We start from the raw sequence: 7,963 nt of genomic DNA on the forward strand, positions 1-7,963 counted from the left end.
GATTAGCTAAATTTTTTTTCATAGCGCGCATAGTAGCTAAGCCACCGGCACATAGCTTGGAACTAGTCGCGCTTTTTCCTCAGTGCGTGGCTCTGGGTAGCTTCTTCGACCAGGTGCGACAACTTCCGTACTCTTATCCTTTCTTCCAGCCGCAGTCCCGGTTCAGGCAGCAGTTTGAGCACAAGCAAAACGCCCCCGCGGCGGAAGCTGCGGGGGCGTTTCGGGCAAACAAAGCGAGACTATTACTTTGCTATCCGGGTCACTTTGAACTCGGTGCGGCGGTTGCGCTGGTACTCTTCTTCCGTCGTCGGCTTCAGCACGAGGGGGCGGGTTTCACCGTAGCCCTTGGCCGTGATGCGGGCCTTATCGATGCCCTTGCTCACAATGTAGTCAACGGCGGCCTGGGCGCGCTGCTGCGAAAGCTTCATGTTATAAGCGTCCTTGCCGCGCTGGTCGGTGTGCGAACTCAGCTCGATGGAAATTTTGGGGTTATCCATCAAGGTCTGCACCAGCGTATCGAGGCGGATGGCAGCATCCGGCCGGATGTCGTACTTGTTGTAGTCGTAGAGAATGTCTTTGACTTCAATAGCCTTGGCCAGAATGATTTTGTTCAGCGTCAGGGTCACAGGCAGCTGAATATCGTTGGTCAGGTTGGGCAGGGCATCCTGGCTGGGCTTGCGGCCCACGGTACTCAGGGCCGTGCGGGCCGAGAAGTCGCCGGCGCGCTCGGCCAGCATGTTGTAGCTGGTCACGGAGTCCAGCTTCAGGTTGAATTTGCCATCCGGGCCGCTCACGGCGCTCAGGCGCTGGCCGTTGGAGCTGGTCACCGTCACGGTAGCACCGGCCAGGGGCAGCGTGGTTTTGGCTTTGTCGTCGCGCTCCAGCACGGTACCGTCGGCGTAGAAGGTCACCAGCTTGAGGGCCTTCTTCTTGAACATGTACTCATCATCCGAACCCTTGCCACCGGCGCGGTTCGAGCTGAACAGGCCCATGTCGCCGGCCATTGGCACCGGGGCGAAGTCATCGGCGGTGCTGTTCACATCGGCCCCCAGATTCACGGGCTGGCCGTTTTTCACCATAAAGAGGTCGAGCTTGCCCAGGCCGGGGCGTCCGTCCGAAGCGAAGTACAGCGTGCCATCCGGGGCCACACCGGGGAAGTTGTCGTTGCCAGCCGTGTTGATGGTTTCGCCAAGGTTCTCCGCCGGCGAGAAGCGGCCGTTCGGGCCCAGGGTGGCTTTGTAGAGGTCGTTGCCGCCCTGTCCGCCCTTGCGGCCCGAGGCGAAGTACAGCGTAGTACCGTCCGGCCCGAAAGCCGGGGCAAAGTCATCGGCCGTCCGGTCGTTGATGTTGGCCAGCACAGGCTCGCTCCAGGTTCCGGCCTTGAGGTAGGAAATCCAGAGGTCAACGCTCAGGTAGCCTTTCTTGCTGCCGTCGTTCGAGCGGGCAAACACCATCGTCTTGCCATCCGGGGTGTAGGTGGCGCTGGCTTCGTGCTTGGTTTCGGTATTGAAGGGGCCTTCGAGCTTGCGCACTGTGCCGCCAGTCATGGCCGCCGCGTTGTCAAACTTAATGGCGTAGAGGTCGTTAAAGTTCTCACCATTGCCGAGGTACTTCTTGCCATCGCGGCCGGAAGCAAACACGAAGTCGCCGGTACTGGCCATCATCGTGCCGCCAAAGTCGGAGCCGGCCGAGTTCAGCGCGTCCACGGGCATCACCTCATACTTGTTTTTAATAGCGGCCACGGCCTTGCTGGCGGCGGCGTTCTTGCTTTCGGTTTCGGCGCGGGCAGCCAGGGTGCGGTTACCGCCGTTGCTGGCGTAGCTCGCAAACTGCGCCGCGGCCTCGTCGTATTTGCCGTTAGCTTTCAGCGCTTCAGCGTAGCGGAAGCCAGCGTCGGCGTTTTTTACTCCACCATCGATAGCAGCTTTGTAGAAAGGCTCGCTTTCCTCAACCCGGTTCGAGAGCCGGTAGGCCTCACCGATGCGGAAGTTGGAAATAGCGGCACCCTTGCCTTTGGCCACATCGGCCTTATACAAGGGAATAGCCAGCTCATACTGGCCGCGGGCGAACTGCTTGTCACCCTTGCTCATACCACCGGTAGTGGCACAGCCGCTCAAAAGCGCGACGGAGCCAGCCGCGGTGCAGACGAATAATAGTTTCCTCATAGGTGAAGTGGGGTGGTGGTGTGGGGAGGGTGAGGGGAGGGAGGAATCAGGAATATTCCCGATTAGGTATTTTTGGGTTAGCAATAATACTACGTTTGAAAAGGATTCACGTAAGCAGTCCGTTTTTTTCTTCCTGCCCAAAGTAGCGGGCCAGCCAGGTTTCGCTGGCTGGACGGGGCCAGTGGGTATCCAATTCACCCTTAGTCCCTAGCGTATTATCAAAATAAAACGTGTCCGGCCCTACTGTCCCAGCCGCTACGGCCTCCTTCAATTCCCCACGCTTCAGCAGCTGCACCGTGCCAGCCTGCAAAAAAGCCATCCGGGATTTTTCCAGCAGCTCCACGCCCAGGTGCTGCTCCAGCTGGGCCACAAAGCGCACCGAAGCGTCGATGGAACAGCCGCTGGCGCCGGCCACACCTTCATCCAGCCCAATCACCAGAAACTGCTGGTGCAGGAATTCGCCCGAGGCCAGCAGGGTGCGGCCGTGGCTGGTCCATTCTTCGGCAAAACGGGCCAGGCCAGGCATCATGCCCACAATCTCTGTCCCGCTGAGCGGGCGGCTGGCCTGGTAAATCCATACCCGGGCTTCGGGCGGGAGCTGGTCGAACGCAACGTACATAAATCGCGGATTTAGCGGATTCAAACGAATTTCACGGATTTTGTAGACGGTTGCTACCCATCCAACGGCTACCGTTTCAGCCACAACATAACGTGCTACTAACAAAAAAAATGTTCCCCATCGCGAACACGGTGGGGAACACAAAAGTCGTCTACAAAATCCGTGAACCGGAGGACAGCGAAGCTAAATCCACTAAAATCCGCGCAATCCGTGATTATTAGGCATTGATGCCTTCGGCCGAAGCCACCAGCTCGGCCAGGTCAAACACCTGCACCTTGCTTTCCTGCTCCTTGTTCTTCACGCCGTCGCTCATCATGGTCATACAGAACGGGCACGATACGGCAATGATGCTGCCCTGCAGGTCGTGGGCACCGGGGGCGCTGGTTTCGGTTTCTACGCCGCCCAGGTTGGCCAGTGCTTCGGCCTTGCCGGCCAGCGTAGCCAGCGCCTCTTCAGTGCGCTCGATGTTAATTTCCTTCTTGCCCGGCTCGGCTTCCTTCCACATCTGGGCACCGCCCGCACCGCAGCACAGGCCGTTGGCGCGGCTGCGCTTCATTTCCACCAGGTCGGCGTCGAGGGCGGCCAGCACGTCGCGCGGGGCTTCGTAAATGTTGTTGGCCCGGCCCAGGTAGCAGCTGTCGTGGAAAGTAATGCGGCGGCCCTTGAAGCTTTCACCCCCGGTCACGCCCACCTTGCCTTCGTTAATAAGCTGCTGCAGATAGGTGCTGTGGTGAATGACTTCGTAGTCGCCGCCCAGCGCCGGGTACTCGTTCTTAATGGTGTTGAAGCAATGCGGGCAGGCCGTCACGATTTTCTTAATGCCGTAGCCGTTCAGCGTCGTGATGTTCTGCATGGCCTGCATCTGAAACAGGAACTCATTGCCGGCCCGCTTGGCGGGGTCGCCGGTGCAGCTTTCTTCCAGGCCCAGCACGGCATACTTGGTGCCCACATGCTCCAAAATACGCACGAAGGCGCGGGTCACACGCTTGTACCGGTCATCAAACGCGCCAGCGCAGCCCACCCAGAACAGGATTTCGGGCGACTCATTGCGGGCCGCCAAATCGGCCATAACGGGAACAGTAATTTGCTTTTTGGAGGGAGCTTCAGGAGTCATAAGAGGTGTGGGACAACACGATTGTCATCCTGGGCGCAGCGAAGGACCTTATCACGTCCGGGCTGCAGTGAGTTAGTAAATCCGACGAAAGCAGCGGCGATAAGATGCTTCCTTCGGGACGCCAGATGGCATGACAGACGGCTTATGCGACAGTCGCAGCCGCCTTCTCCGCCGCAAACAAATCATCGGCCCAGTTAAACCGGTCCGACGGGGAAAAGGCCCACGGCGCACCGTTGTTCTCAATATTAGAGAACATCACGTTCAGCGAGTTCGGCGCAGCCGACTCCTCCAGCACCAGGAAGCGGCGCATCTCAATAATGCTGTCGAGCGGGTTGATGTTCACGGGGCAGCTTTCCACGCAGGCGTTGCAGGTGGTGCAAGCCCAGAGCTCCTCCGGTGTCACCTTGCCGCGCAACAGGGTGGCTTCCATCAGGTCGGTCACGGGCTCGTGCTTGGCTTCGGCCCCGTACACATTGGGGCGGAAGATGAGCGGCGAGTTATACTTTTCCTCCATCCGGTCGCGCGTGTCCATGATAATTTTGCGCGGCGAGAGCAGCTTCCCCGTCAGGTTGGCCGGGCACACCGAGGTGCAGCGGCCGCACTCGGTGCAGGAGTAGGCGTTCAGCAGGTTCGTCCAGGGCAGGTCTTCCACGTCCTTGGCCCCGAAGGGTGCGGGCGGCAGCGGCGAGCCATCGGGCGCGGTAGGCGCGGGGGGCACCACAAAGCTGGGGTCCATCATGGCCTTCACCTCATTGGTGATGCTCTCCACGTTCGAAAACTGCCCCTGCGGCACCAGCCGCGAATACCACACGTTCGGAAACGCCAGGATGATGTGGAAGTGCTTGGAGCTGGGCAGGTAATTAAGGAACAGCAGGATGCCGGTGATGTGAATCCACCAGCCCAGGCGCTCCAGCACGTGCAGCGTGCCTTCATTACTTGGCAGCAGGCCCACCAGCAGGTTGCTCACGGGGAAGGTGCCGGGCAGGTCTTCGCCGCGCATGGCGTGCAGCTTCAGGTCGGCGGTGTTCATGAAGAACAGGGCCAGCATCAGTGCCACCTCAATATACAGGATGATATTGGCGTCCATCTTAGGCCACAGCCGCAGCTCCGGCCCCGTGAAGCGCTTGAGGGGCGGGTTGCTGTTGCGGCGCCACCAGAAGGCGGCCACGGCCACAATCACCAGGGCGGCCAGAATTTCGTTGGTCGCCATCAGCAAGTCGTACACCGGTCCGAGGAATTTCAGCGCCCGATGAAAGCCGAAGATGTTGCCAAACAGGCCATCAATGACAATCTCAATCACCTCGATGTTGATGACCAGAAAGCCCACGTACACCACCAGGTGCAGCAGGGCCGGCGTCATGCGCTTAAACATTTTCTGCTGACCAAAGGCCACCAGTAAGGTTTTCTGAAACCGCTCAGCCGCGTTGCCACTCACGTCGCGCTCGCGCCCAACCAGAATGTTGGCCCGTATTTTCCGGACCTGCCACGCGAAAAAGCCAAAAGCCGCTACCAGGAGCAGTAGAAAGAGGATAGATTGCAACATGCAGTAAAGGTAAGCAAGTGGAAACGTTTGGGGACGCAATATACTCGGCATGCCTACTACTTTTCAAAAACTGTACACTTATTCACACTTTTTTTGCTCAGGTTCTTGCGTCATTGCATTGCTTTCGTACCTTTGCGGTCCCCTAAGCAACCTAAAGACGCTGCCGGGGAGACGGCAACATAGCTCAGTTGGTAGAGCACAGCACTGAAAATGCTGGTGTCGTTGGTTCGATTCCAACTGTTGCCACAGAAAAACCCCTTCACAGCTTGTGAAGGGGTTTTTTGTTTATGTCTTGAAAGGAACCTAGGACAGCACATGCTGACCGGTCCTTGGGCCTGCTCAGCAATGATTGAAAACGCCGGTGCTCCCGCAACAGAAACGATGCTTATCACGAAGTGAAGAGCGGAAATTATAATTCCCGCTTTGAAAGTCGGAAACCCCAACCTTCATCACCCCACGCCTGTCAATCCGCCGGTTCTGTCCAGTGCCGGTAGCCTACGGGCCCAGGTACTACTGCATCCTTGTTATTAGTAAGCGGGATGGCAGGTTTGGATTTGATGGTGGTGCAATGGCCATGAAAAGCAGCAATGTTTACATAGCCCGCATCTTTGGTAGCACCCCGGCCACCTTCATCGGTGAAAGAAGTGCTTCAGCCACCCCTATCGTTTACCGCTCTCCAGCCGGTCCCGCGCATTCAGGAATACACTAATAGGATGTGACGGGTCCTCTGTGCAGTTCACAGTTATTGCTCCCATCGCTACTACTATAGAGTAGTGTCACTAAAGCCGCGTTCCCAAGCAAAGTGGGTTCGTGGCTATCGGCTCATTATAGTATAGGATGCCTGGCCTCCGCTCAGGTCACCGAAATCTCCCCTTCACTGCAGATTACCCGGCCCGCACAGGTATGCCCGGTGGGAAGCAACCCAGCCCCACTTCGGGCCGCTGCGGCCAGTGCCCCCGCCTTCCATTAGAATACGCAGCCCACTACCGCCACACTTTCGGTTACGCAACCCGGCACTATTCTGTCGCTGCCCCCTTCTCCAGTGGCTCTACGCGGGAGCCCCCCACGGTAGCCTCCAACAGCAGTTAGTATCAATGATTGGTTACCGTGCCCCGATAGCATCTCATATCCTGCCGTCGGCAATGCCTTTGTTACCTCTCACTATATGGAGCACTGCTGCCACTTCCCATGCTGTCACCATTGCTCAGCCGGGTAACTATTGCGTGCCGGTCCCTGCTCCAGGCAACTATACTAGTCAATCTCATCGAACCGGGCATGCGCAAGCAACCAATACCCCTTCTCTCTAGGGGCCGGTACTACGATTTGCGATGTAGCCCTTTATTGCTCCGTACCTCTGCCCCAGCCGCTCCCGGAACCACCTACCGCTGGTCAAACGGGGCAAACGCTTCCACGCTATTGGTGCAGGCCAAGGGCCTGTATGGGCTGGCGCGTAGCTTGGCCGGCGGTATACGGTCGGCCAGTCGGCATATATCATCAAGCAGCTAGCGCCGGCCAGCTTGGCAGGAAACCAATTCCTATAATGACTACAACCGTGAAGACATCACTTTTACACTGCTAGGCAATACCGCCGTGTATAAGGCGATGTCACTGCTAGGTACTTACTCCCCCTAATGCGCCAAGCCTACATTCAACAGTTGCTCCGCGGCTGGGTTAAAGTAGTGCGGTAGCAAGGAGTAAGTTAAGAAAGGCAGAGAAAAGCCCTTGCTCGACCTTCCGCTGGGGCTTTCTCAATCTAAATACGAGCATCTCAGCCGGCGCTGCTCGTATTCAGGTCAACACCACAGCCGTCATGCCAGCATTTACCCCGGCCAGATTCGCACAAAAAGCGACACTACCGAACCCCATCTGCCCACCTGCTGGCAATCCATTTTACCCCTAAATACACCGTCAGCATACATATAAGGCGCTTTTGCACGAGTCACTAGCTGTTGCCATCCATTTATAACCCACAAAAAGCTGCTACATTCTCAACTATTTCGACGCCTCTCCTTGCTTGTTCAGGAATTTCGCGTACTTTTGCACTCCCAAATCGAACGGAGGCGGGCAGAAAAGCAAGCGAAAAAGAAATTTGTCGCCGGTCTTGGTTCTTGAAAAAAGCCCCTTATCTTTGCACCCCGCCACGAATCGAACGGATTCACGGCTTTGAAGCCAGTTTTTTTATTGCAACGAAAGTTGAAAAAGAAAGTTGAAAATCAAAAAAGTTTCTTACCTTTGCACCCCGAATCGCACTAACCGAGTGCCACTCGCCGCAAAGCAAGCAAAAAACGAAAATAAAAATCTTCCTCTTTTGCTTGTCAATTCAAAACTTCTTCTTACCTTTGCACTCCCAATCGCAAGAAAGGGGAATTGAAAAGAAGAAAAAACAGGTTGCTTCGGCCGCCACACCATCACGCCAACTGGGCCTGATACACGTTCTTTGAATGTTTGGAAAAGACAAATAGTAAGGGCATCGGGTAGCAATACCGGATGCAGCAATTACAAGCGTAACACGAATACATGAA

At 56.7% G+C, this 7,963-nt stretch carries 4 protein-coding genes and 1 tRNA gene; 1 reads left to right on the forward strand and 4 read right to left on the reverse strand.

From position 1 onward, the window contains the following. Positions 1-242 precede the first annotated feature (242 nt). From HBN54_RS03495 to HBN54_RS03510, 4 genes are all read right to left on the reverse strand, one after another. Positions 243-2,165, reverse strand: a complete 1,923-nt coding sequence (locus tag HBN54_RS03495) for an OmpA family protein (protein WP_168671733.1) — start codon at positions 2,163-2,165, stop codon at positions 243-245. 106 nt (positions 2,166-2,271) lie between these two features. Next, positions 2,272-2,784 (reverse strand): hypothetical protein, encoded by a 513-nt coding sequence (locus HBN54_RS03500; RefSeq protein ID WP_168671734.1) that lies wholly within the window; start codon positions 2,782-2,784, stop codon positions 2,272-2,274. 217 nt (positions 2,785-3,001) lie between these two features. Then, positions 3,002-3,853 (reverse strand): (Fe-S)-binding protein, encoded by an 852-nt coding sequence (locus tag HBN54_RS03505; protein ID WP_168671782.1) that lies wholly within the window; start codon positions 3,851-3,853, stop codon positions 3,002-3,004. 187 nt (positions 3,854-4,040) lie between these two features. Next, the gene (locus HBN54_RS03510) at positions 4,041-5,441 is read right to left on the reverse strand and encodes a (Fe-S)-binding protein (RefSeq protein ID WP_168671735.1); all 1,401 of its coding nucleotides are present in this window, start codon (positions 5,439-5,441) and stop codon (positions 4,041-4,043) included. Between the two features lie 173 nt (positions 5,442-5,614). Here HBN54_RS03510 and HBN54_RS03515 point away from each other — a divergent pair. Beyond that, positions 5,615-5,687, forward strand: a tRNA-Phe gene (locus tag HBN54_RS03515). Positions 5,688-7,963 lie beyond the last annotated feature (2,276 nt).

The sequence above is a fragment of the Hymenobacter artigasi genome, assembly GCF_012275535.1.
Lineage (GTDB): Bacteria > Bacteroidota > Bacteroidia > Cytophagales > Hymenobacteraceae > Hymenobacter > Hymenobacter artigasi.

What these genes read in the sequence shown, in the direction of transcription:
- HBN54_RS03495 (WP_168671733.1), bottom strand. Translation starts at nt 2,165, where the DNA reads ATGAGGAAACTATTATTCGTCTGCACCGCGGCTGGCTCCGTCGCGCTT.
- HBN54_RS03500 (WP_168671734.1), bottom strand. Translation starts at nt 2,784, where the DNA reads ATGTACGTTGCGTTCGACCAGCTCCCGCCCGAAGCCCGGGTATGGATT.
- HBN54_RS03505 (WP_168671782.1), bottom strand. Translation starts at nt 3,853, where the DNA reads ATGGCCGATTTGGCGGCCCGCAATGAGTCGCCCGAAATCCTGTTCTGG.
- HBN54_RS03510 (WP_168671735.1), bottom strand. Translation starts at nt 5,441, where the DNA reads ATGTTGCAATCTATCCTCTTTCTACTGCTCCTGGTAGCGGCTTTTGGC.